Origin of the sequence: Rhodopseudomonas palustris (assembly GCF_007005445.1) — a bacterium.
Lineage (GTDB): Bacteria > Pseudomonadota > Alphaproteobacteria > Rhizobiales > Xanthobacteraceae > Rhodopseudomonas > Rhodopseudomonas palustris_G.
Genome location: NZ_CP041387.1, coordinates 2032848 through 2058219, shown reverse-complemented (window position 1 = coordinate 2058219; position 25372 = coordinate 2032848). Strand labels below are relative to the sequence as shown.

Genomic DNA, 25372 nt, shown 5'->3' with positions numbered 1-25372 from the left:
CGCAGGATAGATTGGATTTTGCCGCGCTGTCGAGCCGCGAGGCTGCTAGGCTCGCCGCAACCAAAAGCAACGACCAGGGAGGAACAAGATGAGCGGGTGCGTCAGCATCGAACGAGGGCGGGGGCCGGAAGGACGGGTGGCGATCGTCAGGTTCGATCGTGGTGACGGCCTCAACGCGCTGTCGCCCGACGCGATGCGGCAACTGACCGACGCTGCGCGCAGTTTCGAGGACGATGCGGATACCTCGGTGGTGGTTCTTACCGGCAGTGCGACCGCATTCAGCGCGGGCTTCGACCTGAAGGATCCGGAGGGCCGCAGCCGAGCCGGGATGGACCTTGGCGCGCTGCGCCGACATCTCAAGATCGGGCCGCGGCTGACGCGAGCGTGGCACGAGGTGGAGCAGGTCACGATCGCAGCGATCGAGGGCTTCTGTGTCGGCGGCGGCGTGGCGCTGACGGTCGCGCTGGATTTCCGGGGGATGGCAAACGACGCTCATCTGCGGGTGCCCGAGATCGGCCTCGGCATGAACATGAGCTGGCAGAGCGTGCCGCGGATGCTGCATCTGATCGGGCCGGCGCGCACCAAGCAGGCGGTAATCCTGGCCGATGACCGCATCAGCGCCACCGAGGCGCATGGCTGGGGGCTGGTCGAGGAGATCGCCGAACCGGGGCAGGCACTCACACGGGCACTCGCGCTCGCCGACAAGATTGCGGCGCAACCGCCGATGTCGGTGGCGATGACCAAACTGACGGTCAACCGGCTCACCCATGCGCTCGACGATCTCGCCAGCCACATGGATCTCGACCAGTTCGCGCTCGCCGGCTTCAGCGACGATCACCGCGAAGGCGTCGAGGCCTTTCTGCAGCGCCGCAAACCGCAGTTCCGCGGCCGGTGAGGCGACGCCGGGCCGCGGATGCGCTACATTTGCCAAAACACCGAGGAGGCTTTCGATGATTACCACCGTCGTGCAGTTTCACATGGCGACGCCGATCAGCCTGGACGAGGCGAAGAAGCGGTTCGAGAGCAGCGCGCCGAAATACCAGAAGCTGCCGGGCCTGATCCGCAAATACTACATCCGCTCCGAAGACGGTACCACCGCGGGCGGCATCTATCTGTGGGAGAGCCGAGAGGCCGCCGAAGCTGTCTATGCCGGCGAATGGCGCGCCCGCGTTGCCGCACTGTATGGCGCCGAGCCGGTGATGAGCTGGTTCGACAGCCCGGTGATCGTCGACAATGCCGACGGCGGTACGATTACCACCAGCGCGGCGGCCTGATCGCGCTCAGGTCCACATCCGCCGCATCCGCGAGTTGATATCGATGCGCGGGACGCGATGGGCTGCGGCGGCAGTTTCGGGCGTGACTCGAGGCCAGCTCGTGCGCTCGAACAGCGGCAGCAGCCGGTCGGGGATGAAGCGGGTGCGCGCCGCATAGACGTGACGGTCGCCTTGGGCGTTCTGGCCGTGGGTGAAGAATCGCTGCGGCACCACCAGATGCAGATCGTCCTTCGCCCGGGTCATCGCGACGTAGAGCAGGCGGCGCTCTTCCTCGATCTCGGCCGAGGTGCCGGTGCCGAGGTCGGACGGCATGCAGCCGTCGACGACATTGAGCACGAACACCTGTTTCCATTCCTGGCCCTTGGCGGAATGAATCGTCGACAGGATCAGATAGTCGTCGTCGAGCGTCGGCACGCCGGCCTGATCGGAGGTCGCGTCCGGCGGATCCAGCGTCAATTCGGTGAGGAAGCGCTCGCGCGACGGATAGCCGGAGGCGATCTGCGCGAGCTGCACCAGATCGGCGCGCCGGGTTTCGGCATCCTCATGAATGCGATCGAGATGCGGCGCGTACCAGATCAGCGCGCGCTCGATCTCGGCCGGCCAGCCGGCATCGCCGCTGCGCAGCTCTCCGATCGCCTCGACGAAGCCACGCCAGTCGCTGCCGGCGCGAGGCGGGGCGGACAGCGTCGCGAGTGTGCCGAGCGGATCGGCCGCGGCGGTGATCGCATCGAGCGCTTTCTGCGCCGACGCCGGGCCGACGCCCTGCATCAGCAGCATCACCCGGAATCCGGCGACGCGGTCTCGCGGGTTCTGCACGAAGCGCAGCAGCGCCAGCATGTCCTTGACGTGCGCGGCGTCGAGAAATTTCAGCCCGCCGAATTTGACGAACGGAATATTGCGCCGGGTCAGCTCAAGCTCCAGCGGCGCGGAATGCGACGAGGTGCGGAACAGCACCGCCTGCTGCTTCAGCGTCGCGCCGCCTTCGCGGGCGTCGAGCACCCGCTCGACGATGTAGCGGGCCTGGTCGGCTTCGTCGCGGACTGAGGCCAGCAGCGGCCGCGCCCCTTCGGCGCGGTCGGTCCACAAATTCTTGGTGAAACGCTCTCGCGCCAGATCGATCACGGCGTTGGCGGCCGACAGGATCGCCTGGGTCGAACGATAGTTGCGATCCAGCGTCACGACGCGAGCCGGCGGATTGAACGCCTTCGGGAAGTCGAGAATATTGCGCACCGTGGCGGCGCGAAACGAATAGATCGCCTGGGCGTCGTCGCCGACCACGGTGAGCCCGGCGCCGTCGGGCTTCAGCGCCAGCAACACCCGCGCCTGCAGCGCATTGGTGTCTTGATATTCATCGACCAGCACGTGATCGAACCGGCCGCCGATCTCTTGCGCGAAGGCCGGCTCCTCCATCACCTGCGCCCAGTACAGCAACAGGTCGTCGTAATCGAGCACGTTGTGGCGCTGCTTGGCGTCGACATAGGCGGCGAACAGTTGCTTCAGCTCGGCGGTCCAGCCGGCGCACCATGGGTAGTTGGCGCCGAGTACGACATCGAGCGGCTGGCCGGCATTGACGCAGCGCGAGTAGATCGACAGGCACGTGGCCTTGGCCGGAAACCGCGCTTCGGTCTTGGAGAAACCAAGGTCGTGGCGGACCAGGTTCATCAGGTCGGCGGAGTCTTCGCGGTCGTGGATGGTGAAGCCGGGATCGAGCCCGATCCGCTCGGCATAGTCGCGCAGCAGCCGGGCGCCGATGCCGTGGAAGGTGCCGGCCCAGTGCAGCCCGCCGCTCAGCACCGAGGCGCGGTCGCCCAGCACCTTGCGGGCGATCCGTTCGACCCTGCGGGTCATCTCGGCCGCCGCGCGGCGCGAGAATGTCATCAGCAGGATGCGATAGGGATCGGCGCCGCCCACCACCAGATGCGCGACCCGGTGCGCCAGCGTGTTTGTCTTGCCGCTGCCGGCGCCGGCGATCACCAGGAGCGGCAGACAGCTCGCAGTGGCCGCGCCGTGCTCGACGGCGCAGCGCTGTTCGGGATTGAGTCCGTCGAGAATCGGGGCGGGCAAGGACACGAATCAGCGCCTGTCGGGTGAACGTTGGACGCTTCCAGATTCCTGCTTTGTTCGCAATGGCATTCCGCAGGTTCCGCGCTCTCTGTCCCGGCGTCGCGCGACCATCATCGCACGCGCTGCGGAAAAAATGTCACGGCCAGCCGGCTATCCTGCCGCCGATGTTAGGTTATGATTCACGCGGGCGCGGATGGTCCGCGGCCGTGGTGCCAAGGCGAGCAGGCGACGCCTGTGAGGACAGAGGGGAAGCTGGATGGTGCGAGGATCCATACTTGCGGGGGCGGCGATCGTGGTGATGACGTCGGCGAATGCGCTGGCTCTCGATCTCGATACCGTAGCGATCGAGGGCGGCAAGCTGGTGATCACCGGCAAGACCGCGAAGGCCGGGCAGGAGGTCGAAGTCGTCGCCACCGGTGACAAGGTCAAGAGTTCGTCGTCGCGCCGCTTCAAGATGTCGCTCAGCTACCTGCCCGAGAGCTGCAAGCTCGACCTGAAGGCCGGTGACCAGACCGCAAAGGATCTGATCGTCGCCAATTGCGGCCCCCGCGGGCCGAAGGGCGAGGCGGGCCCCGCCGGTCCAGCCGGACCTGCCGGCCCGAAGGGTGATGCCGGTGTGGCCGGTCCCGCTGGCCCCGCCGGTCCAAAGGGCGACCCCGGTCCTAAGGGTGATGCAGGACCAGCCGGTCCGGCGGGCGCCACTGGCCCGGCCGGTCCCAAGGGTGACGCCGGCGAAGCCGCGCCGAAGAACTGACCGAATGCCCATGCGATCGCGGCCCGTGGCATCCCGCCACGCGGCCGCGATTGTCCGAGGCCGCGCCGGCGTTGACATCGAATCCAACGCGCGCCAGAGTCCCAGCGGGTGGATACGACCCGCCGCTTGCGCCCCGCCAGGGGAATGGTGAACGTATCACAGCGATTCGTGCCCCTTTGCCGAGGCGAACGGTGTCGGTAACGCAAGCATCTGACCTGATCAGTTCGCCCTGCAGAGGGTTCAGGATGCGCGATTTCCGCGATGCAAAAGCCATGGCGCAGACGCTGCGCGAGGCCATCAAACCGAAAGCCGAACTCACTCGAAGTGAGAGTCTTGAGCTGATCGCCAGAGTTCTCGGATGCAAGAACTGGAATGTGCTGTCGGCCGCCGTCCAAGCTGCGGGCGGCACGGCGCAAAACTCCGAGCCGCAGGAGGTTCTGCTCGATGCGGCGGTTCTGGATAGCTACGTCGGCTTCTACGAACTCGCCGAGCACGGCGTCATGACGATCCGCCGCGCGGATGGGCGGCTGGTGTCCCGGCTGACGGGCCAACCCGACGTGCCGCTGTTCGCCGAGAGCAGCAAGCGGTTCTTCGCCAAGATCGTCGACGCTCAGATCAGCTTCGTGACGGACGTTTCAGGCGTGGCGCAGTCGCTGGTGCTGCACCAGAACGGCCTCGATATCCCGATGCCGCGCATCGATGCGGACAGAGCTCGGCGCATCGAACAGCAGCTCACTCAGAAGCTGTCGAGTAATCGGCCGAGCCCCGGCACGGAGGCCGCGCTGCGCCGACTGATCGACGGGCTCCGCACCGGTGAGCCCGGCTACGACGCGATGACCGAGATGGTGGCCAACGCCACCAGACAGCGACTCCCCGCGCTGCACAAAGAGATCAGCGAGGCCGGCGGCGTTCGTTCGATCGAGTTCGTCGGCGTCGGCAATGGCGGTGTCGATGTCTACCTGGTGCAGCACGAGCGGCGGCCGCTGTATTGGCGGATCAGCCTCGATGGCCGCGGCGCGATTTCGACCGCGTGGGTGGCGCCAGGGCTTTAGCTCATCGAGCGCCGACACCTCCGAACACGACCCTATGCCTGATCTTCCGGCGTCATCGAGGAGGCTCGGCCCCGGCGGGGCTCAGTGCATTGATGACGCCGGCAAGCTGCATCTCGCGTTCGCCGGCGGCCATGGTGCGTTTCAGCACCTCGAGCACAATGGCGGCGGCGCGGCGGGCCGCATCGACGAGACTGAGATTGCGGGCGAGGCCGGCGGCCAGAAGGCCGGTGTAGAGATCGCCCGTTCCGGCCGCTGCCAGCTCGAGCCGTAGCGAGGGCAGCCGCGTTGAGGCTGCGTCCTCGAACACGATGTTCTCGAGCGAATCGTTCGGCGTATCCGCCAGCCTGCAGCTTGTGACGACCACCCGGGCATTCCGCCAAGTTTGGATCTTTTGGACCGCCGCCTCGAGCTCTGACCATGTCGTTGGCGGGCTGCCTGCGATCAGTCCGACTTCGAACTGGTTGGGCGTGAGCAGATCAGCGAGCGCGATCAGCTCGTCGCAGATGCACGCGACAATCTGATCGGGCACGAACACGCCGACATGGGCGTCTCCCATCACCGGATCGCAGATGTAGGTGATGGCGGGATTGAGCTGTCTCGCTCTCTTGATGAAGGCCGCCACCATTTCGCCGTTGGCGCGCGAGCCGAGATAGCCGGACACGATATAGCGGCTTGTCTCGATCAGCCCTCGTTCTTCGACCCCGCGCAGCAGATCGCCGACCAACTCGGCGTCGAGCACCCGTCCGCGTGTGGTCTCGAAGCCTGGATGATTGGAGAGCAGTGTGGTCGGCACTGCCGCCACGTTCAGCCCGTGCGCCTGCATCGGCAGCACGGCGGCGCTGTTGCCGACGTGCCCGTGCACCACCTGACTCTGGATCGAGATGATGGAAGTCGTCATCGGCGTCGTCTCGCGGTTCATTTCGCTGCCGCCTCGGTGGCGGGGCGATCGGCGGCCGCGCGATAGGGCACGCGGCCATTGAGGACAAGATAGGCGAGTCCGCCGATCAGCAGGCCCCAGAATGCGCCGCCGATGCCGAGCAGCTTGATGTTCGCGGCGGATGCCAGGAAGGTGATCAATGCCGCCTCGCGCGAGGTCGGATCCGCCATCGCCCCGGCAAGGCTGCCGCCGATCGTGCCGAGCAGAGCGAGACCGGCGAGGGTGGTGATGAAGGTGGCTGGAAACGCCATGAACACGGCGGCGAGCGTGACCCCGAACACGCCCACCAGCACATAGAAACAGCCCGCCGCGATGCCGGCAATCCATCTCTTGGAAGGGTCTTCGTGAGCCTCCCGGCCTGTGGCGATCGCGGCCGTGATCGCCGCGATGTTGAAGGCATGCGAGCCGAACGGCGCCATGATGAGCGACCCAAGACCGGTAATGGTCACGATCGGATTGGCGCTGGTCTTGAACCCGTCGTTCCGCAACACCAGCATCCCCGGCATGTATTGACCGGTGAGCGTGATCAGGAACAGCGGCAACGCGACCGACAACAGTGCGTTCAGCGAAAACTCCGGCATGCTGAATACCGGGGCCGCGAAGACCAGCTCGAGACCCGACAGATCGACCCGGCCTTGCGTCAGCAGGAACGCTAGTCCGAGCAGCAGAATGCCGACCACGGCATAGCGCGCGGAAAAGCGCTTCAACGCGACGTAGCCGGCGATCAGCAAGCCGACAAGCCACGGATCGACGCTGGCGCCGCCGAATGCGCCGATGCCGAACTGCAGCAGAATGCCGGCGAGCAGGCCCGAGGCGATCCCGGGCGGGATCAGACCGATCACCTTCTCGAAATAGCCGGACATGCCGAGCACGACGAACGCTGCCGCCGAGATCATGTAGGCGCCGACCGCCTCCGGGTAGGGAGTCGTCGCCAGAGCGGTGACCAGGAAAGCCGCCGCCGGGGTCGACCACGCCGTGATGATCGGCTCGCGATAACGCAGGCTCAGGAACACGCCGGTCAATCCGACGCCGATCGAGATCGACCACACCCAGGATGCCGTGAGTTCAGGGCTGAGCCCCGCGATCTTGGCGGCCTGAAACACCAGAATGAACGTGCCGCCGTAGTTGACGATCACCGAGATCAGGCCGGCGACGACCGGATCGGTGAGGTCGCCGAGGCGGACCGGGGAAGGCGGAGGGTGGGGCGACATCAGGCTGACAGTCTTTTCTCGGGAGCGCGAGGCGCTCGGGCCAATTGACATTTAGCCATTCGATGGCCTGATTAGCCCGGCCATTATTCGCCATAGGGGCAGACCATTTGTTCAAGCACTCGCAGCTCGAATCCGTCAAAGCCTGGGTCGCCCACCCCGCCCACGCGGCGATGCCGTTGCACGCGCGGGTTCAGCGGGCCATCCGCCAACTGATCGTCGACGGTGCGCTGGGGGCAGGCAAACCGTTGCCCGCCTCGCGTGCGCTGGCTCAGTCACTAGGCGTGTCGCGCGATACGGTCGAAGTGGCCTACGGCCAGCTTCACGCCGAAGGCTTCATCGAGCGGCGGGTGGGCAGCGGCAGCTTCGTCGCGAAGATGACGGAGTTCACGCTCGGCCGCCGTCTGCCGCAGCGGGACCGGCACCTTCGCAACCAGACGCCGAACCTCAGCAAGCGCGGAGCCGCGATGTTCGGCAGCGGCGGCATTCGCGAGCAGCTCTTGCCGACGCCGTTCGTCCATGGCGTTCCGGAAACGCGGACGTTTCCGCTTCAACTCTGGGAGCGACTGGAGCGCCAGGTCCGGAAAGAGCTGGGTGCGCAGACGCTGCTGCATTGCGAACCGCAGGGCAGCGAGCCGCTCCGCCGCGCCATTGCCGATTACGTCAACCTTGAACGCGGCGCACGCGCCTCGGCGGATCGGGTTGTCGTACTCACCAGTTCGCAGCAGGCAATGTCGCTGTGCGCGAATTCGCTGCTCGATCCTGGCGACCGGATCTTCATCGAAGATCCGGTCTATTACGGCGCGCGGAAGGCGTTCGATGCCGCAGGTCTGGAGTGCGTTCCGATTCCGGTCGATCGTCAGGGGCTGGTCGTCGACCAGATTACAGCCCAGCCGCGCCGGGCCAAGGCGGTGTTCCTCACGCCGTCACATCAATTTCCAACCGGCGCGACGCTGGCACTCGATCGCCGCCTCGCGCTGATCGAATGGGCGGCGCGGCATCAGACGTGGATCATCGAAGACGACTACGACAGCGAATTCCACTACGCCGGCAAGCCGACCGCTTGCGTGCAAGGTCTCGATCGGCACGACCGGACTGTCTATATCGGCACCTTCACCAAATCTTTGTTTCCGGGCCTCCGGATCGGCTACGTGGTGCTGCCGCCTCGGCTCGTGAAACCGATGACGGTTGCACGCACGCTGCTCGACGGTCACAGCGCCTCGATGGCGCAATTGACGCTGGCCCGGTTCATGGAGGGCGGACATTTCGGCGCGCATGTTCGCACGATGCGCGGTGTCTATGCCGAACGCCTCGACGTGCTGGCTCGCCTCGTCGGAAAGTATCTGTCCGACTTCGTCGAACCGCGCGTTCCGATCGGCGGCCTGCAACTCCCCTGCGTGCTGACGGGCGATCTTCAGGAACGCATCGCGGTCGACGCCGCCCGCCGTGCCGGGATCGAATTGCTGGGACTGTCGGCGCTGCATCACGCCCGCGCTGGCGAGGCGGGCTTCCTGATGGGCTTTGCGGCGTACACCCCGTTCGAGATCGAAGGCGCCGTGAAGAAGCTGGCGAAAGCGCTTCGGGCGGCGACGAAATCCTGAGCCGGCGTTGCCATCTCAATTGGTCTGGTCTCTATTCAGAAAGTGGCGGGGATAGTCAGACCATCACCATGCTATGCGCTGTTCACCGACGCCGCACGCGCCCTCTGATGCTCGCGACAAGTCGTCGGCATCAAGGAGATCAGCCATGGGTTCATCCGTCGCGCCGCACCTCGTCCAGACCATCGCAAACCCGGGCGTGAGCGCCGCCGGCCTGACCGCGGCCGATCACGCTGTTGCGGCCGCGATCGCCGAGGAGGAAACCCGCCAGCGCGACTCGATCGAGCTGATCGCCTCGGAGAACTTCGTCAGCCGGGCAGTTCTCGACGCGCAAGGATCGGTGCTGACCAACAAATACGCCGAAGGCTATCCGCATCGTCGCTACTACGGCGGTTGCGCGAATGTGGACGCGGTCGAGGATCTGGCGATTGCGCGGGTCAATGAGCTGTTCGGCAGCGCCTACGCCAACGTCCAGCCGCATTCGGGCAGCCAGGCCAATCAGGCGGTGTTTCTCGCGCTGCTGTCACCCGGCGATACCATCCTCGGCCTGGACTTGAAGGCCGGCGGCCATCTGACCCATGGGGCGACGGTCAACATGTCGGGCCGCTGGTTCAGGGCCGTCAGCTATGGCGTCGATCCGGAGTCGCACCGGATCGACATGGATCGGGTCGCCGAGCTAGCTCGCCAGCACCGGCCACGGCTGCTGATCGCCGGCGGGTCGGCGTATCCGCGGATCATGGATTTCGGCCACTTCCGTCAGATCGCCGATGAGGTCGGGGCGATGCTGATGGTCGATATGGCCCACTTCGCCGGGCTCGTGGCCGGCGGCGTCTATCCGTCGCCCGTTCCGTTCGCCGATGTCGTCACCTCGACGACGCACAAGACACTCCGTGGGCCGCGCGGCGGATTCGTTCTGACCAATGATCCGGACATCGCCAAGAAGATCAATTCAGCGACGTTCCCCGGGCTTCAGGGCGGTCCGCTGATGCATGTGATCGCCGGCAAGGCGGTCGCATTCGGCGAGGCGCTGCAACCGGAGTTCAGACTGTATGCGCAGGCCGTAGTCGAGAATTGCCGCGTGTTGGCGCAGGCGCTGGCGGATGGCGGGCTGACGATCACGTCGGGCGGCACCGATTGCCATCTCGCCGTTGTCGATCTGCGGCCCCTCGGCGTGACCGGCAATATCGCCGAGCAGGCCTTGGAGTCGGTGGGGATCACGGTCAATAAGAACGCAATCCCGAACGATCCGGAGAAGCCGATGGTGACGTCGGGGGTCCGCGTAGGGACGGCGGCCGGCACCTCCCGCGGCTTCGGCGCGGATCAGTATCGCCAGATCGCCGGCCTGCTGCTCGACACGCTCCACGCGGTCCGCGCCGGGACGCTGGATGCTGACCGGCAAGCGATCAACATGCGCGTTCGGCAACTCGTCGCACGCTTTCCGCTACCTTACTGACCAGGAGTGCTCGCGTCACAATGCCTGCCAGCCGAGAGCTCTCACCGGACGACATCACGCGTTTCGGCGCCGATCCCGCCACCGCGTTTGCGGTGAACCTGAAGTCGGTTCGGGAGCGCATCGCGGCCGCTTGCCAACGCTGCGGGCGGAGCGACGATGTGCGTCTTCTGCCCGTCACCAAGACGGTGCCGGCCAACGTTCTTCGTCTGGCCTATGCGGCCGGCATTTCCGAGTTCGGCGAAAACAAGCTGCAGGAGGCTCGCGACAAGCGGGCCATGCTCGTGGATCTGCCGATCCGCTGGTCGATCATCGGCCACCTCCAGACCAACAAGGTGAAGTATCTTGTCCGTTTCGCTTCGGAATTCCATGCGCTCGATAGTCTGCGGCTCGCCGAGGAATTGAATCGTCGGCTGGATGCGGAGGGGCATGACCTTGACGTGTTCGTTCAGGTCAACACCTCGGGCGAGGCGAGCAAGTACGGCCTTGCCCCTGACGATCTCGTTCCGTTTGCCCGGCGTCTGTCCGAATATCCACGGCTCAAGCCGCGCGGTCTGATGACGCTGGCGATTTTCAGCGCCGACACGGAACGTGTTCGGCAGTGCTTCCGTCTGCTGCGCGATCTGCGCGACCGCGCCACCAGCGTTCACCCCGATCTGACGCAACTGTCGATGGGGATGTCGGGTGATTTCGAGGCCGCGATCGAACAGGGCGCGACCGTGGTGCGGGTCGGACAGGCGATCTTTGGCGCGAGGCCGACCAGCGATCGGTTCTATTGGCCGCACGCAAGTTTCGACCGGTAGACCTGAATGACCAGTCGGTCAGCGTTCCTCGTCGTCCCCAGGCTTGCGCCTTGCGCGTCGGACGATGTCGTCGATATGCCCTTCCGCGGTGTCGCGAAACAGTGCGGCACGCACCAGCAGCATCAGCGTCACCGGGGTGGTGATGGTGACGAAGCCGAGGATCAGCACCTCGTGCAGCAGCGGTCGCGACTCCAGCAGCGAGAAGCACAGCATCGACGCGCCGACGATGAAGGCGGTGCCAAGCGTGGTGCCGAGGGTCGGGGCGTGCGCTCGCTGGTAAAAGCCGTCGAGCCGCAGCAGCCCGAGCGAGCCGATCAGCGTGATGCCGGCTCCGAGCAGCAGCAACAGTGCCACGCACCACGCCGCCCAGGCCGGAAGCTCCGCCGCATGGGTCATTCGATCACCTCGCCGCGCATCAAGAATTTGGACAGCGCCACGGTACCGACGAAACCGAGCAGGGCGATGATCAGCGCCGCCTCGAAATACACGTCGCTGCCGGTTCGGATTCCGACCGTCAGCATCAGCAGCATGGCGTTGACGTACAGCGTATCGAGTCCCAGCACGCGGTCCTGGGCGCGCGGGCCCACCAGCATCCGATAGGTCGCGCAAGCCATGGCGAGGGCGAGCATCACCTGCGCAATCACGACCGACCAGGTCAGCACCACACTGCTCATTCGAAGATCTCCAACAGTAGGCGTTCGTAGCGGCCCTTGATGCGTTCGACCCACTCGCTCTCGTCGACCAGATCGAGCACGTGAAGTTGCAGAACGCCGGTCTCCCGACTGAAATTCACCCACAGCGTTCCGGGCGTGGAGGTGATGATACAGGCCAGCACCGCGAGCCCTTGCGGGCTGCGCAGATCGAGCGGGATATTGACGAAGCCGGAGGTGATGTTGTTGCGCTGGCCGCCGAGGATGATGCTGCCGACCGCGATGTTGGAGCGCACGACGTCGATCAGCACCAGCCCGGCCAGCCGGATGATGGCCGCCGGGTTTCGTACCCGGTCGGCGTCGGACTGCAACAACCGCAACAGCCAGCCGCCGATCAGCGCAAACAGGCTGCCGAGCAGGATCGGGCCGAGCGCGATGCTCTGGCTGAGCCACAGCCACATCGCCAGCAGACACAGCGAGATCAGCGGAAACGGCAGCAGCCTGCTCATGAGCCGCCTCCTGTTCGCACCCGGGTCTGCACCGGCGCCAGCACGCTGTCGGTATAGGTCGCCGGCGCGTGCAGCGAGCCGGCGGCGCCCTGCATGTAGCTCATTGCGGTCTGTGGCTGCACCGTCATCGCCACGCAGCCGAGCAGCAGCAGCGCGATCGGTACGATCTCCGCCAGACGAACCCGCGGATCGGCACGCTCGGTCGGGGACCACAGCGTGCGGATGCCGGCACGGGTCATTGCGATCAGCATGGTCAGGCCGGACAGCATCAACAGCGCCAGCAGCGTCCAGCTCAGCGGCGAGATACCCGTCGCGGCGTCGCCGCCGAGCAGGGCGCTGAGCATCGCGAATTTGGCAATGAAGCCGGACGCCGGTGGCAACCCGGCGATCACCGCGGCGCAGCCGACGAAGCACCAGCCGAGGATCGCCATCGAGGCCGGGATCACCATCCCGACTTCTTCGGCATCCGGATCGTCGGGAGCGTCCTCGCCATAGGCTTCGCGGGTCACAGCCAGCATGTCGGCGCCCGGATCACGGCCGCGTTCGAGCAGTTCGATCAGCATGAAGAACGCGGCGATCGCCAGCGTCGAACTGACCAGATAGAACAGCGCCGCTGCGGTCACTGCCGGCTGTCCTGCGGCGGCCGCGACCGCCAGCACGGTGCCGGACGATACCAGCACGGCGTAGCCGGCAAGCCGCGAGATCTCCTGCGAGGCGAGCGCGCCGATCAGACCGAACAGGATTGTCGCGATGCCGGCCGCGACCAGCCAGTCGCTGCCGAACAGCGCCGAGGCACCGCTGCCGGCACCGAAGAACAACAGCGACAGCCGGAGCAGGATGTAGATGCCGACCTTGCTCATGATCGCGAAGATCGCAGCGACCGGCGCGGCGGCAGCCGCATAGGTCGTCGGCAGCCAGAAGCACAGCGGCCACATCCCGGCCTTGACCAGGAAGGCGACGCCGAGCACCGCGGCGCCTGCCTCCAGCAGCGCGCGGTCCTGCGCCGGCACCTGCGGAATCCGGACTGCTAGATCCGCCATGTTGAGGGTGCCGGTGACCGCGTAGATCAGGCTCACGCCGATCAAGAACAGCACCGACGCGGTGAGGTTGACGGCGATGTAGTGCAGGCCGGCGCGCACGCGGGCCTGGCCGGAGCCGTGCAGCACGAGGCCATAGGAGGCCGCCAGCAGCAGCTCGAAAAAGACGAACAGGTTGAACAGGTCGCCGGTCAGGAAGGCACCGTTCAGGCCCATCAGCAGGAACTGGAACAGCGAGTGGAAGTGCGCGCCGACCCGCTGCCAGCGCGCCGTTGCGAAGACCGCGGATGCGAATGCCAGGATGCTGGTGAGCACCAGCATCAGCACCGACAGCCGGTCGGCGACCAGCACGATCGCGAACGGAGCCGGCCAGTCGCCGAGCCGGTACACGGCGATCGGCGCGGAGCCGGTCGCGGTCGACGGGTCCACCGCGCGCATCAGCAGCAGCGCAATGCCCCCCATCACCACGATCGAGCCGAGATTGGCGAACGCCTTGATCTGCTGATGGCGCTCGTCGACCAGCAGCAACGCCGCGCCGACGAACAGCGGCAGCAGGATCGGCAGAATGATCAGATGGTCAGCCCAGTTCGTCATTCGGGCTCCCGGCCATCGACGTGGTCGTTCCCGGTGAGGCCGCGCGATGCGAGCAGCACCACCAGAAACAGCGCGGTGGTGGCAAAGCTGATGACAATGGCGGTGAGCACCAGTGCCTGCGGCAGCGGGTCGGCGAAGGCCTGCGGATCGCCGATCTGGCCTTTCTCCAGCACCGCGGCAGCCCCGACCCGCAGCCGGCCCATGCTGAAGATGAACAGGTTGACGGCGTAGGACAGCAGCGCCAGACCGATAATCACCTGGAACGTCCGCGGCCGCAGCAGCAGCCACACTCCGCAGCCGGTCAGCGCAGCGATGGCGATTGCGACGATCAGTTCCATCGGCTGGCCTCGGGCTTTGCGGCTCGGCCGCCGGGCGGGCGGCGATGGCCGCGGATCGATTGATGTGCGAGCGCGATCAGCATCAGTGCGGTGGCGCCGACCACCAGCGAGAACACGCCCAGGTCGAACAGCGCAGCGCTGGCCAGCGGCACATCGCCGATCCACGGGATCTTGGCATAGGCGAAGGCGGAGGTGAGGAACGGGCGCGCCAACGGCAGCGCCGCGGCTCCGGTCAACAATGCCAGCATCAACCCGACGCCGATCCAGCGCAGGGGATGGATGCGCAGCCGCGCCTCGATCCAGCGGGCGCCGCCCGCCATGTATTGCAGGATCAGAGCCGCCGCCATCGCGATGCCGGCAACGAACCCTCCGCCCGGCTGATCATGGCCGCGCAGCAGCAGATACATCGCGGCGATGAAGATGAACGGAAACAACAGTTGCATGATCATCGCCGGCACCGCGAGATAATCGGCAACGGTGTCGCCCTTGCGGCGATCAGCGTCGGCATCGTCGTGCTCGTCCTGCAGTCGTTGCTGCTCCGGGATGTCGATGCTGTCGGCGGCGGGACGAAATCGGCGCAGCAGGGCGAACACCGTCAGTGCCACGACGGCCAGCACCGTGATCTCGCCGAGCGTGTCGAAGCCGCGGAAGTCCACGAGAATGACGTTGACCACATTGGTACCGCCGCCGTCCTGATAGGCGTGCCGCAGGAAGAATTGCGAAATGCTGTCGGGGGCCGTGCGTGTCATCACCGCATAGGCCAATAGCCCCACTCCGGCGCCGGCTGCGGTCGCGACCGCGAGGTCACGGAGCTGCCTGGCGCGTTTGCCGACGCTGCGGGTTGCGGAGATTTGGTCGGTGTCGAGCTGCTTGGGCAGCCAGCGCAGCCCGAGCAGCAACAGGACCGTGGTGACGATCTCGACGCCGATCTGGGTCAGCGCCAAATCCGGGGCCGAGAACCAGACGAAAGTGAGACAGGTCGTCAGCCCCGATCCGCCGATCAGAATCAGTGCCGCCAGGCGATGGAATTTGGCGACTGCCGCGCCGCCGAGCGCGCAGGCGATGCCGACCGTCCATACCAGCGCCAGAGCCGGGTCGATTTCGTCGAACGCGACCGCCGCGACGCTGACACCGCGCGTGAGGGCAGGGACCGCAGCCGCCACCAGCGCCACACAGACCAGCAGCAGCAATTGCGGTTGCAGCCGGCGAGTGCCGAACACCCGTTCGATGCTGCGTGCCCAGCGCCAAGATACCGTCACCAGCACCAGATCGAACAGCCGCTGGGTCTTGAACCGTCCGGCGAACAGCGAGCTTTGCAGCCCATGCTGCAGTGGTTCGCGCAGCAAAAGGTATAGGGCCACCCCGCCGGCCAGCGCGATCACGCTCATCAGCAGCGGCAAGTTGAATCCGTGCCAGACCGCGAGGCTGTAATACGGCGTCTCGGTGCCGAGCACCGCGTGCACGGCAAGCTGGAGAAACGGGCCGATCGTCAGCGACGGCACGATGCCGACCACCAGGCAGGTCAGCACCAGCAGTTCGACCGGAAACCGCATCCAGCGCGGCGGCTCGTGCGGCGTGCGCGGCAGGTCGACCGGCGGCGGGCCGAAGAACACCTCGCGGATGAAGCGAAGCGAATACGCCACGGTGAACATGCTGGCGAGGGTGACGATATAGGGCAGGGCATCGTCGAGCAGCGAGCCGTCATGGGTCTCGATGGTTTCGGCGAAGAACATTTCCTTGGACAGGAAGCCGTTCAGCAGCGGCACGCCGGCCATCGCCGAAGCGGCGACGATCGCCAGCGCGCCGGTCTTCGGCATGAACTTCCACAGCCCGCTGAGACGACGAAGATCGCGCGTACCGGTCTCGTGGTCGATGATGCCCGCCGCCATGAACAGCGACGCCTTGAAGGTCGCGTGATTGAAAACGTGGAAGATCGCGGCGACGAGAGCCAGCGGGCGGTCGAGGCCGATCAGCAACGTGATCAGGCCGAGATGGCTGATGGTGGAGTAGGCCAAAAGACCCTTCAGGTCGCGCTGAAATACCGCCAGGTAGGCGCCGACCACGAAGGTCGCGAGCCCGGTCGTACCGACGATCCACAGCCATTCATTGGTGCCACCCAGCACCGGCCACAGCCGCACCAGCAGGAACACGCCGGCCTTCACCATGGTGGCGGAGTGCAGATACGCCGAGACCGGCGTCGGCGCCGTCATCGCCCGCGGCAGCCAGAAGTGGAACGGAAACTGCGCGCTCTTGGTCAGCGCGCCGAGCACGATCAGGATCAGGGTCGGTACGTACAGCGCGTGGCCGCGGACCTCGGCGCCGGCCGACAGCACGGCATCGAGGTCGTAGCTTCCGACGATGTGGCCGAGCACCACCACGCCGGCAAACAGGCACAGTCCGCCGGTACCGGTGATCGTCAGCGCCACGCGGGCGCCCTCACGGGCCGCGGCGTTGTGGTGCCAGTAGCCGATCAGCAGGAATGAAAACAGACTGGTGAGCTCCCAGAAGAACACCAGTTGAATGAGGTTTCCGGACAGAACGATGCCGAGCATCGCGCCCATGAAGCCCAGCAGGAACGAAAAGAACCTCGGCACCGGGTCGGACGGCGACATGTAGTAGCGCGCGTAAAGAACGACGAGGGCGCCGATCGCGGTGATCAGGCAGGCGAATGCCCAGGCGAATCCGTCCAGCCGCAATGTGAAGCTCAGGCCGGCCTGCGGCAGCCAGTCGAGTTGATAGCGGATCGGCGCCGCACCGGCGCCGGGATAGAGGAAAGCCAGCAGTCCCAGGCAGCCGAGCGCGACGGCGGCGGCCAGCCAGGCCTCGGTGTTACGCGCATTGGCCGGCAACAGCGCCGCAATCAGGCTGCCGGCGAACGGAAGAAGGATGACCGCGAGAAGATAGTCGTTCTGCGGCATTCTTGCTCCTTCCAATCCGGGTCGTCTTTCCGCAGCCCTTTCGGCAACGTTTTCAACTAGGATTCATTTTATGGGGTCTGTAGACGTCGGGAGCAAGACCCATGACGCGCACCGGATCGCACGGCACCGAACCGGCAGCAGCCCAATGCGACGTTTTGGCTCAATCGCGTCAGCACGCCGTGCCAGCAATCGACGCCGCCGGACGCCTGCGCGCATGGCGTCGGCTTACTAGAGCTCGACGAGATCGACCTGATGATCGGGCAGGGACTGCGCGAGCTCAGCGACGTGGCGGTGATGGGTGAACAGGATCATCTGGCGCTGCTGGCCGGCGGCGGCGAGCAGGCGGAGCGTCGCCAGCGTCCGCCGGTCGTCGAAGCTGGCCAGGAGGTCGTCGCCAATGAACGGCAGCGGCTCGGAGACACGGCGTTCGAGCAGCGCCAGCCGCAGCGCCAGAAACAACTGATCGCGGGTGCCCTCGCTCAGTCCGGACAGCGGTACCCGCTCGCCCGAGGCGCGGCGCGCCACCAGGGTCGGCTCGTCCTGGTCGCCGTAGTCGATGCCGAGCCCGGCAAAGGCATCCGCTGTCGCCAGCGCAAACAACTCGCCGGCGCGCGCCACCATCGGGTCCTGCACCTTGGCGCGATACAGCTCAACGGCCCGGCGCGCCAGCAGCGCCGCTGCCGAACGCTGCAGCCAGTCTTCGGAAATCGCCAGGAGTTCGGCGGCAGCCTCGCGGCGGCGGGCGGCGGCGCCGGCGGCGTCGCGGCCTTTGGTGAGCGAGTCCAGTTCGCGCTGCCGCTGATACAGCGTCGCCGATGCGTCCGAGATATCCTTGAGCAATCGGTCCTGCTGCTCGGTCGCGCTGGCGATGTCGGCCTGCAGCCGGTCGAAATCGATCCCCTCGCGCTCCTGACGAAGCGCGGTCTCGTCGTGACCATCGGCGATCTCGAACAGGTGCCGCCGCAGTTCGGCCTGCTCGGTCTGCAATTGCAGGCGGAAGGCGAGCCGCGACAGCAACTCCGGCACTGCGGCGCTATCAGCCCCCAAGGTTTCGCCGGCGCGCTGCAGCGTCTCGGTGCTCGCCGTGAGCTTGGCCAGCAGCGCACCGCGGCTGAGCGCCCGTCTGGCTGCGTTGTCGTGCAGGCGACGGCAGGCTTCGTTGGCGCGGCGGGCCTCGACGAGCCGTTCGGCGACGCGCGAAACGGCGTCCTGGTCCGCAAGGCTGCCGAGATCCGGTGCGACGCGACCGATGAGGTCGGCGACGTCGCGTTCGAACTCCTGCAGATCCGACGTGATGGTATCGACGCTGCGGCCTTCACGTTCGAAATTGGCGCGCGGCACGCCGACCGAGCCCCACACCGACAGCGCGGCATCGCCTTGAGCCGGCGAGGCATCGGCGTCGAGCCCGATCGCGCGCATGGTCTGCGGCCAGTGCTGCCGCAACTCGGCGAGGCGGCGCTCGCACGTTGCGCGCGCGGCATCGGCTTCGGCAAGCTCCCGGGCGATCCGGTCGCGGGTCGCGGCGCGCGCCTTGGCGTCGCTCCAGGCCGCAACCAACTGATCGTACCGCCCCTTGGCTTCACGATACAGCACGCCCGCCGGCGCATTGCGATCGGGCTGGCGGCCGACGTGAGCGAGAAAGCCGATGATCGCGACCTTGCCGTCGCCGAGCGCCATCTCCTGCGCATCGATCTCGGTGCGCTGCAGGTCGCATTTCGCCAGCTTCGCGATGAGTTCGTCGAGCCGGTCGCGCCAGCGCAGCATCTCGGCCGCGCCCGACGGCTGCAGCCCGGACGCCGCCCAGGCCCGTCTCCACCCCTCGTTGATATCAGCCAGTCCCCGCTGCAGGCCGGCGCGCTTTTCGGCTTCGCGCTCGCGCTTACTGCGAGTGTCCGCCAGCCGCCGCTGCGCGTTCTCGTGCAGGGCCGCGCGTTCGGTGTCGATCAGCAACGAGTCAGTGATGCCGTCGATGGTGCGCGACGCTTCGGCGACGCGATCGAAGCGAAGCCGGCGTTCGTCGCGGTCGCCATCGAGGCCGTCGTAGAGCGCGCCGAGGCGGTCGTCGCGAGACCGCCGTGCTGCGATCAGATCAGTCTTGGTCGGTACTGCGCCGGCGTTCGACAGCTTCGCCAGCTCCGCCTCGGCGGCGGCAATCGCCTCGTCGAGCTTGGCGATCTCGTTGTCGAGCCGCTTCAATTCGGTTTCGCTGAGTTCGAAGGCGCTGGCGAACTTGGTGATGGTGGAGCGATCAGGCACCGGCAGGGCGCGCACCCGGTCGAGCGGGCCGGGTGCCGGATCGAGCGCCGCCAGCGCGCTAGTGATCGCCTCGCTTTCGACCGCGAGCGCGGCACGATCTCGGCGCAGACGATCCTCCAGCGCCGGCACGTCGCCGAGCGCCTCGAAGCGCTGACGCAAAGGTTCCAGATCGACCAGGTGAGGGTCGTCGCCGGTCGCAGCGGCGCTGTCGAGTTCGCGCTTCGCCCGTGCGTGCTTGGCTTCGAGTTCGACCAGCTCCTGCGTGGCGCGTCGCATCTTTTCGAGGCGATCGCGCGCTTCTGCGAGCGCCGGCTCGGTCGGCAGCGAAGCCAGTAGTTCGACGTGCGAAGCGAGCCCGAGCCGCCGCGCGCAATCGTCCAGCGCAGCCTCGGCGACGGCGCGGTCGTGGCGGCGTCGCGGCAGATCGGCCGCTGCCTTGCGCACCGCGCCGAGCCGCTCGCGCAGGGCGTCGATCGTGCCGGCTTCGGCCAGCAGCGCTTCGTCGACATCGATCGTCGCAAGCTCGGCGGCATCCGTCGCGGCCGCCGCATCGAGCGCGGCGATCTCGGCTTCGAACGAGATCTTGCGATCGAGCGCGGTGCGCCATTCGGCGAGGGTCGGTTCCGCCACAACCGGCAGGTCGGCCAGCGTGGTCAACTCGGTCTCGATGCAGTCGAGCCTCGCCAGTTGCGAGCGCACCCGTAGCGTTCGCTGCCAGCGCGACAGCTTGCCGCCGCAGGCGGCGTGCTCGGTCTTCAGCCGCTCCAACTCTGCTTCAGCGTCCTGCACGACGGCCTGGAGCTGCCGTAGCGCCTCGCGGGTGACGATGGCGTCGCGCAGTTCCTTGTCGGCGGCGTCGCGGCGGTCGGCCGCGAGATAGAACGGCTTGCTGGCGGATTTCCGCGGGGTGAACAGCTCGTCGGCCTGCTGCTGCAGGCGATCCTTGATCCGCGACAGCTCGGCCATGCCGGCCGAACTCGCGGCCAATGTTTCGGCGAGATCGCCGCCGACGCTGAGCAGCTTGCTGCCGCCTTCGCGCAGCGCCTGCGCGGTCATGCCGAATTCGCGGTCGAAGGTGGCTCGCGAAGCGTCGCCGAGCAGGGCTGCGAAGTGATCGTCAGGCAGGGCGCGATCCTCGCCGTCGAGCAGCGTATTCTTGTTGCCCTTGCGCCGGCGTGCCGCGATCAGGCGGCCATCGGAACGACGAAAGCTGCCGCCTATCCGCAGCAGCTTGCTGTCGTGCTTGAAATCGTAGTCGGTGCGGGGGCCGAAGCCGAACAACAGATCGCCGATCGCCGTCAGCGCAGAAGTCTTGCCGGCCTCGTTTGCGCCAAGCACGACGTGCAGCGACGCCTGCGGCGCGAACGACAGGACGCGGTCGGTGAAGACGCCGTAGCGCTCCAGCGCCAGTTGTTCGATCCTCACGACAGCTCTCCGCTCAGCAGCGCGCGCGCGTCGTCGGTCAGGCTGCGGACGACGTCCGACGCATCGAACTCCTCGTGCAGATCGCGCGGCAACTTCGCCTTGATGGTCTCGGTCAGTTCAGCCAGCGCCGCGGCGAAGCCGGGATCCTGCGCGCCTTCGGCGAGCAGGGCGGCGACGTCGATGTCGTCGCCATTCGACTGGATGATCGCGGCGCGCGCCGGCAGCGAGGTCTTGATTTTGAGCTGCTCGATCCAGCAGTCGGCGGCGAGCTGCAATGCGCCGGCGCGCAGATCGTCCTGCAGCGTCTCGCGGTGCGCCAGCAGTTTGTCGTGCAACGATGTCGCCCCGGTCAGCGTCACCCGGACCGCCAGCGCGCGGCCGTCGCTCTGCGCATGCAGCTCGGTGAGGCGCTCGCTCACCAGCGCGGGAATTTCCGCATCGTCGGTGCAGCCGGACAGGTCGACCGTCAGATGCGCCCAGCGGGCGCCGTCGAGCGCCAGCGGCGTCACCTCGATGATGCGGCCGTCTTCGACGGTGACGCGCATCGCGCCCTTGGGTCCGGTTTCGCGGACGCTGCGGCCCTGCAGATTGCCCGGAAATACCACCCACGGATCGCGGCTGACGATTTCGGCGGCATGGACGTGGCCGAGCGCCCAGTAATCATAGCCGAATCGCTTGAGGTCATCGAGACTGCACGGCGCGTAGCCTTCGTGGCCGCGGGTGCCGTCGAGCGAGGTGTGCAGCACGCCGATATTGAGCCAGCCTTCGCGGCGCGCCGGATAGCCGGCGACGAAATCGGCGTTGACGCGATCGGCGAAGCTGCGGCCGTGCAGCGCCACGCGATAGCGTTCGAGTTCGACCGTCGCCGCCTTGGTCGGAAACACCGTGACGCTGTCCGGGTAGGGCAGGCCTCGCGACATCAGGCTTTCGGCGTCGTGATTGCCCTTGACGATGAACACGGGAATCCCGGCGCGATGCAGCGCGCCGACGGCGCCGACGAAGAACAGCCCGGTGGTGACGTCCTTCCAGTCGCCGTCGAAGATGTCGCCGGCGATAATCAGGAACGCGGCGCCACTGGCGATGGTCTCGTCGACCAGCGCCTGGATCGCCTTGCGTCCGGCCGCGGCGAACCGCTGCGCGACGTCCTCGTTCTTGGTCCGAAGCCCGGCCAGCGGGCTGTCGATGTGAAGGTCGGCGGCGTGAATGAAGGTGAAGCGCATGATGAGATGGTCTGGGAGTCCGATCGTAAGGGCGGGCCGCGCGAGACGATCAAGTCTTAGATGCAATCTGCACTTGCGATCAAGTGCGCCATCGCGTTTCGCTGGCGGCGGCGCAACCATGCTTTGCTGACGGCGCAGAACCCGGGATTGGATACTGCGATCGATCGCATCGAAAGCTGTTGTCGGTGACGCTGCGCAATGACGCACACACGCGATCGCTGCATCTTGGCATTCAGTGTCGTGATGTCGATCGCGGCGAGGGCGCCAGCACCGACCACAGGATGAACGAAGGAGCTTTTCGAGTGGACATTCCGCGTATCTTCACCGTCAGCGAAAGCGCGCATCGCATCCACAATCCATTCTCTGCCGAAAAGCTCGCGACACTCGGCGCAGCGCTGCGGATGGCGCCCGGCACGCGCGTGCTGGATCTCGGCAGCGGGTCGGGCGAGATGCTGTGCACCTGGGCGCGGGACCACGGGATCAGTGGCACCGGGATCGACATGAGTCCCTTGTTCACGGAGCAAGCACAGCTTCGCGCGCGCGAACTCGGCGTCGCCGATCAGGTCACGTTCGTTCACGGCGACGCAGCCGGCTATGTCGCCGACGAGAAGGTCGGCGTGGCGGCCTGCGTGGGGGCCACCTGGATCGGCGGCGGCGTCCGCGGCACGATCGAGCTGCTGACGAGGAGCCTCCAAGACGGAGGCTGCATTCTGATCGGCGAGCCATACTGGCTGCAATTGCCACCGAGCGAGGAGGTCGCCCAAGGGTGTCGCGCCCATGCGATCTCGGATTTCCTGCTGCTTCCGGACCTGGTCGCGTCGTTCGGCGCCTTGAATTACGATGTCGTGGAAATGGTCCTGGCAAGCCAGGACAGTTGGGATCGGTACGAGGCCGCCAAATGGCTCACGATCCGCCAGTGGCTCGACGCCAATCCCGACGACGACTTCGCGGCTGAAGTTCGCGCCGAGCTGACCTCGTCGCCGGAACGTTACGCGCGGTACGGTCGTGACTATCTCGGCTGGGGCGTGTTCGCACTGATGGCGCGGTAATGACTGTCGAGATCGTCTCGGCCCTCGGGCCGTGCTGAGTTTCAGATCGCCGCCAGCGCGCTGGCCACTCGCGTCTGGATCCGCGTCACGGCGGCCGCATCGAGCTGCTCGCAGCCATAGAACGACAGAAAGGTCAGCTTGGCCTGCGGCGCGCAGGTACCGAGGATCGCGGTCTTGAGGATACGCTTGACCGGCTGGCGCAGCACCAGCCGGTCGATCCACCACGGCGATCCCAGCGTGGTGATCGCGACGACACGCCGAAGCGAGCGGAGGCGGGGACGGATCCGTCCCAGATCGGACGCGTGGTCGTAGGCGACGCCAGGCGCCCACACCCTGTCGAACCAACCTTTCATCAGCGCCGGCATGCCGAACCACCAGGTGGGAAACACCAGCACCAGCGTTTCGGCCCACGACAGATCGTCGATTTCGGCTGCCAGTTCCGACTGGTCAAAAGCCGCGTAATAGCTCGACCGCTCGGCCGCGGTCAGCGCCGGCGCAAAGCCGGCAGCGTGAAGATCGAGCAGCCGAACCTCGTGGCCGGCGCGCTTGAGCACTGCCTGGGCATCGCGGCCGAGCTGTCCGCACAGACTGTCTGAGAGCGGATGCGCGACGACGACAAGGCATCTGGTGGGTGTCATGTGGCGCAGACCATAGCGCGAGTCGACAAGCTTCGTCGTGACGTCGATCTGGGATCAAATGCGACCTTAGGGGGGCGGCGCCATCGACATCGATGTTGCTCCATCATGCTGCTTCACCGCATCCACAATTCGCATAAGGTATATTATGGAATATTTATATAGACGCGATTCACCAGAGGCTTGTCTGGCATACGCAAAGTTCTGCCTGCACAGTGCGTCGTGGTTCGGCGTTCTGCTTGGTCGCTGCTTCGAAGCTGCGAGCCTTTCAGATGTGGTCTCCGAATGATGGCCGCCGTCGCGACACCGCGGCCGTCTTGGAAGCGCGCAGTCATGCGCGCGGCCCGGCCAATGCCGCCTTGCGGCAGGTTCAGCCGAGCCTCTGGCGGCTTCCGCGATGTGGTCCAAGCCGTCCGCCGACCAGCCGTCGGCCGGCCGTGACCTTGGCCATGCCGATCGCCCGGCCATCCACCGCGCCTCAAAATCGCTTGACCGGACCGGCCGAAATGATGACCAAGGGCGCGTCGACATTTCGGGTGCGTTCTCACAAAAAGACCACGCGGGCAGGAGGAAGCGAGATGAGTTTTTCACGCAGGAGTTTGTTGAAGGCATCGGCAGCGGCGGCCGCGATCGGCGGCATCGGTGCGCCTTGGGTGGCGCGCGCCGCCGAAGCCGAGTTCAAGTACAAATACGCCAACAACCTGCCCGACACCCATCCGCTCAACGTTCGCGCCCGCGAGATGTCGGCGGCGATCAAGGCCGAGACCGATGGTCGGGTCCAGATCGACGTTTTCCCGAACAACCAGCTCGGCTCCGACACCGACATGCTGAGCCAGATCCGGGCCGGCGGCGTCGAGTTCTTCACGCTGTCGGGCCTGATCCTGTCGACCCTGGTGCCGGCGGCTTCGATCAACGGCATCGGCTTCGCGTTCCCGGACTACGACACGGTCTGGAAGGCCATGGATGGCGAACTCGGCGGCTATGTCCGCGGCGAGATCCAGAAGGCCGGCCTGATGGTCATGGACAAGATCTGGGACAACGGCTTCCGCCAGACCACCTCCTCGACCCGGCCGATCAACGGCCCCGAAGATTTCAAGGGCTTCAAGATCCGCGTTCCGGTGTCGCCGCTGTGGACCTCGATGTTCAAGGCGTTCGATGCGGCGCCCGCCTCGATCAATTTCAGCGAAGTTTATTCGGCGCTGCAGACCAAGGTGGTCGAAGGCCAGGAAAATCCGCTGGTGCTGATCTCCACCGCCAAGCTGTACGAAGTGCAGAAGTACTGCTCGCTGACCAATCACATGTGGGACGGCTTCTGGTTCCTGGCCAACCGCCGCGCCTGGGAGAAGCTGCCGCCGGACGTGCGCACGATCGTCGCCAAGAACATCAATGCGGCCGCGGTGAAGGAACGCGAAGACACCGCCAAGCTCAACGCTACCGTCAAGGAAGAGCTGATCGCCAAGGGCCTGATCTTCAACCAGCCGTCGGTGATGCCGTTCCGCGACAAGCTGCGCAACGCCGGCTTCTATGCCGAGTGGAAAGGCAAATACGGCGATCAGGCGTGGTCGCTGCTCGAGAAGTCCGTCGGCAAGCTGGCGTAACGG

Annotated in this window: 20 protein-coding genes and 1 pseudogene; 9 read left to right on the top strand and 12 right to left on the bottom strand. The window is 66.3% G+C overall.

Annotated features, from left to right (window positions below; genetic code table 11):
- Positions 1 to 88: 88 nt before the first annotated feature.
- Positions 89 to 895 carry an enoyl-CoA hydratase/isomerase family protein gene (locus FLL57_RS09380; protein WP_047307813.1) on the top strand — a complete coding sequence of 269 codons (807 nt, stop codon included), beginning with the start codon at positions 89 to 91 and terminating at the stop codon, positions 893 to 895.
- A gap of 55 nt (positions 896 to 950) precedes the next feature.
- Positions 951 to 1274: a YdhR family protein gene (locus tag FLL57_RS09375; RefSeq protein ID WP_047307812.1), complete on the top strand. Its 324-nt coding sequence runs from the start codon at positions 951 to 953 to the stop codon at positions 1272 to 1274.
- A 6-nt stretch (positions 1275 to 1280) separates the two neighbouring features.
- On the opposite strand, the gene FLL57_RS09370 is transcribed toward FLL57_RS09375, so the two are convergent.
- Positions 1281 to 3344 (bottom strand): ATP-dependent helicase, encoded by a 2064-nt coding sequence (locus tag FLL57_RS09370; RefSeq protein WP_142882743.1) that lies wholly within the window; start codon positions 3342 to 3344, stop codon positions 1281 to 1283.
- Positions 3345 to 3594: 250 nt separating this feature from the next.
- Between FLL57_RS09370 and FLL57_RS23605 the strand changes: the two genes are divergently transcribed.
- Positions 3595 to 4092 carry a collagen-like protein gene (locus FLL57_RS23605; protein WP_013502410.1) on the top strand — a complete coding sequence of 166 codons (498 nt, stop codon included), beginning with the start codon at positions 3595 to 3597 and terminating at the stop codon, positions 4090 to 4092.
- A gap of 245 nt (positions 4093 to 4337) precedes the next feature.
- Entirely contained in the window at positions 4338 to 5144 is an 807-nt protein-coding gene (locus FLL57_RS09360; protein WP_235677244.1) for a DUF3471 domain-containing protein, read from the top strand.
- A 52-nt stretch (positions 5145 to 5196) separates the two neighbouring features.
- Here the strand turns inward: FLL57_RS09360 and pdxY are convergent, their stop codons facing one another.
- The gene (gene pdxY / locus FLL57_RS09355; RefSeq protein ID WP_142882742.1) at positions 5197 to 6063 is read right to left on the bottom strand and encodes a pyridoxal kinase; all 867 of its coding nucleotides are present in this window, start codon (positions 6061 to 6063) and stop codon (positions 5197 to 5199) included.
- Entirely contained in the window at positions 6060 to 7292 is a 1233-nt protein-coding gene (locus tag FLL57_RS09350) for a benzoate/H(+) symporter BenE family transporter (protein WP_142882741.1), read from the bottom strand. The genes pdxY and FLL57_RS09350 overlap by 4 nt, the downstream gene beginning before the upstream one ends.
- Before the next feature lie 107 nt (positions 7293 to 7399).
- On the opposite strand from FLL57_RS09350, the gene FLL57_RS09345 reads away from it, so the two are divergent.
- The 3 genes and pseudogenes from FLL57_RS09345 to FLL57_RS09335 all read left to right on the top strand — a co-directional run bounded on the left by FLL57_RS09345 (position 7400) and on the right by FLL57_RS09335 (position 11140).
- Entirely contained in the window at positions 7400 to 8890 is a 1491-nt protein-coding gene (locus FLL57_RS09345) for a PLP-dependent aminotransferase family protein (RefSeq protein WP_142882740.1), read from the top strand.
- Between the two features lie 241 nt (positions 8891 to 9131).
- A pseudogene (locus tag FLL57_RS09340) lies at positions 9132 to 10340 on the top strand (serine hydroxymethyltransferase); the annotation flags it as partial.
- 20 nt (positions 10341 to 10360) lie between these two features.
- Complete coding sequence (locus FLL57_RS09335) at positions 10361 to 11140, top strand: YggS family pyridoxal phosphate-dependent enzyme (RefSeq protein WP_142882738.1); 780 nt, start codon at positions 10361 to 10363, stop codon at positions 11138 to 11140.
- Positions 11141 to 11158: 18 nt separating this feature from the next.
- On the opposite strand, the gene mnhG is transcribed toward FLL57_RS09335, so the two are convergent.
- The 8 genes from mnhG to FLL57_RS09295 all read right to left on the bottom strand — a co-directional run bounded on the left by mnhG (position 11159) and on the right by FLL57_RS09295 (position 22087).
- Positions 11159 to 11536, bottom strand: coding sequence for a monovalent cation/H(+) antiporter subunit G (gene mnhG / locus FLL57_RS09330; RefSeq protein ID WP_142882737.1), 378 nt, complete (start codon positions 11534 to 11536; stop codon positions 11159 to 11161).
- Complete coding sequence (locus tag FLL57_RS09325; protein WP_047307805.1) at positions 11533 to 11814, bottom strand: K+/H+ antiporter subunit F; 282 nt, start codon at positions 11812 to 11814, stop codon at positions 11533 to 11535. The genes mnhG and FLL57_RS09325 overlap by 4 nt, the downstream gene beginning before the upstream one ends.
- Positions 11811 to 12299, bottom strand: a complete 489-nt coding sequence (locus FLL57_RS09320; RefSeq protein ID WP_013502419.1) for a Na+/H+ antiporter subunit E — start codon at positions 12297 to 12299, stop codon at positions 11811 to 11813. The genes FLL57_RS09325 and FLL57_RS09320 overlap by 4 nt, the downstream gene beginning before the upstream one ends.
- Complete coding sequence (locus tag FLL57_RS09315) at positions 12296 to 13930, bottom strand: monovalent cation/H+ antiporter subunit D (protein ID WP_142882736.1); 1635 nt, start codon at positions 13928 to 13930, stop codon at positions 12296 to 12298. The genes FLL57_RS09320 and FLL57_RS09315 overlap by 4 nt, the downstream gene beginning before the upstream one ends.
- Positions 13927 to 14268, bottom strand: a complete 342-nt coding sequence (locus FLL57_RS09310; protein WP_142882735.1) for a Na+/H+ antiporter subunit C — start codon at positions 14266 to 14268, stop codon at positions 13927 to 13929. Before FLL57_RS09310 ends, FLL57_RS09315 begins: the two co-directional genes overlap by 4 nt.
- Complete coding sequence (locus FLL57_RS09305) at positions 14259 to 17186, bottom strand: monovalent cation/H+ antiporter subunit A (RefSeq protein ID WP_142882734.1); 2928 nt, start codon at positions 17184 to 17186, stop codon at positions 14259 to 14261. The genes FLL57_RS09310 and FLL57_RS09305 overlap by 10 nt, the downstream gene beginning before the upstream one ends.
- Before the next feature lie 228 nt (positions 17187 to 17414).
- A complete protein-coding gene (locus tag FLL57_RS09300) occupies positions 17415 to 20867 on the bottom strand; it encodes a YhaN family protein (RefSeq protein WP_142882733.1) in 3453 nt (1150 codons plus the stop codon).
- The gene (locus FLL57_RS09295; protein ID WP_142882732.1) at positions 20864 to 22087 is read right to left on the bottom strand and encodes a metallophosphoesterase family protein; all 1224 of its coding nucleotides are present in this window, start codon (positions 22085 to 22087) and stop codon (positions 20864 to 20866) included. Before FLL57_RS09295 ends, FLL57_RS09300 begins: the two co-directional genes overlap by 4 nt.
- Before the next feature lie 185 nt (positions 22088 to 22272).
- Between FLL57_RS09295 and FLL57_RS09290 the strand changes: the two genes are divergently transcribed.
- The gene (locus FLL57_RS09290; protein WP_235677271.1) at positions 22273 to 23136 is read left to right on the top strand and encodes an SAM-dependent methyltransferase; all 864 of its coding nucleotides are present in this window, start codon (positions 22273 to 22275) and stop codon (positions 23134 to 23136) included.
- 41 nt (positions 23137 to 23177) lie between these two features.
- Here the strand turns inward: FLL57_RS09290 and FLL57_RS09285 are convergent, their stop codons facing one another.
- Positions 23178 to 23774 carry an NAD(P)H-dependent oxidoreductase gene (locus FLL57_RS09285; RefSeq protein WP_142882731.1) on the bottom strand — a complete coding sequence of 199 codons (597 nt, stop codon included), beginning with the start codon at positions 23772 to 23774 and terminating at the stop codon, positions 23178 to 23180.
- A 575-nt stretch (positions 23775 to 24349) separates the two neighbouring features.
- Between FLL57_RS09285 and FLL57_RS09280 the strand changes: the two genes are divergently transcribed.
- Entirely contained in the window at positions 24350 to 25369 is a 1020-nt protein-coding gene (locus FLL57_RS09280; RefSeq protein WP_013502426.1) for a TRAP transporter substrate-binding protein, read from the top strand.
- The last annotated feature ends 3 nt before the right edge of the window (positions 25370 to 25372 follow it).

Bases quoted from the DNA above. Each gene is read 5' to 3' on its own strand.
- FLL57_RS09320 (WP_013502419.1), bottom strand. From the start codon at position 12,299: ATGAGCAGGCTGCTGCCGTTTCCGCTGATCTCGCTGTGTCTGCTGGCG.
- FLL57_RS09375 (WP_047307812.1), top strand. From the start codon at position 951: ATGATTACCACCGTCGTGCAGTTTCACATGGCGACGCCGATCAGCCTG.
- mnhG (WP_142882737.1), bottom strand. From the start codon at position 11,536: ATGACCCATGCGGCGGAGCTTCCGGCCTGGGCGGCGTGGTGCGTGGCA.
- FLL57_RS09310 (WP_142882735.1), bottom strand. From the start codon at position 14,268: ATGGAACTGATCGTCGCAATCGCCATCGCTGCGCTGACCGGCTGCGGA.
- FLL57_RS09350 (WP_142882741.1), bottom strand. From the start codon at position 7,292: ATGTCGCCCCACCCTCCGCCTTCCCCGGTCCGCCTCGGCGACCTCACC.
- FLL57_RS09280 (WP_013502426.1), top strand. From the start codon at position 24,350: ATGAGTTTTTCACGCAGGAGTTTGTTGAAGGCATCGGCAGCGGCGGCC.
- FLL57_RS23605 (WP_013502410.1), top strand. From the start codon at position 3,595: ATGGTGCGAGGATCCATACTTGCGGGGGCGGCGATCGTGGTGATGACG.
- FLL57_RS09380 (WP_047307813.1), top strand. From the start codon at position 89: ATGAGCGGGTGCGTCAGCATCGAACGAGGGCGGGGGCCGGAAGGACGG.
- FLL57_RS09325 (WP_047307805.1), bottom strand. From the start codon at position 11,814: ATGAGCAGTGTGGTGCTGACCTGGTCGGTCGTGATTGCGCAGGTGATG.
- FLL57_RS09285 (WP_142882731.1), bottom strand. From the start codon at position 23,774: ATGACACCCACCAGATGCCTTGTCGTCGTCGCGCATCCGCTCTCAGAC.
- FLL57_RS09315 (WP_142882736.1), bottom strand. From the start codon at position 13,930: ATGACGAACTGGGCTGACCATCTGATCATTCTGCCGATCCTGCTGCCG.
- FLL57_RS09360 (WP_235677244.1), top strand. From the start codon at position 4,338: ATGCGCGATTTCCGCGATGCAAAAGCCATGGCGCAGACGCTGCGCGAG.
- FLL57_RS09305 (WP_142882734.1), bottom strand. From the start codon at position 17,186: ATGCCGCAGAACGACTATCTTCTCGCGGTCATCCTTCTTCCGTTCGCC.
- FLL57_RS09335 (WP_142882738.1), top strand. From the start codon at position 10,361: ATGCCTGCCAGCCGAGAGCTCTCACCGGACGACATCACGCGTTTCGGC.
- pdxY (WP_142882742.1), bottom strand. From the start codon at position 6,063: ATGAACCGCGAGACGACGCCGATGACGACTTCCATCATCTCGATCCAG.
- FLL57_RS09295 (WP_142882732.1), bottom strand. From the start codon at position 22,087: ATGCGCTTCACCTTCATTCACGCCGCCGACCTTCACATCGACAGCCCG.